General features: G+C 49.1%; 1 protein-coding gene. It reads left to right on the plus strand.

All coding sequences use genetic code 11. The features are described 5' to 3' along the window. A partial coding sequence (locus PPL9_RS21010) for a GTP-binding protein (protein ID WP_244273434.1) occupies positions 1-273 on the plus strand: 273 nt, incomplete at both ends.

A 273-nucleotide genomic window follows, 5' to 3' on the forward strand; every position in this document is an offset into this window, starting at 1 on the left:
GCTCGTCAGGTTGGTGTGCCTGCTCTGGTTGTCTTCATGAACAAAGTTGACCAGGTTGACGACGAAGAACTGCTTGAACTCGTAGAAATGGAAGTTCGTGAACTTCTTTCTTCCTACGAATTCCCAGGCGATGATATTCCAATCATTGCTGGTTCTGCACTTGCTGCTCTTGAAGACCGCGATGACGCGATCGGCAAAGACAAAATTGTAGAGCTGATGGCTGCAGTTGACGACTATATCCCAACTCCTGACCGTCCACGCGATCTGCCATTC

This window comes from Pseudovibrio sp. POLY-S9 (assembly GCF_001431305.1).
Classification (GTDB): Bacteria; Pseudomonadota; Alphaproteobacteria; order Rhizobiales; family Stappiaceae; genus Pseudovibrio.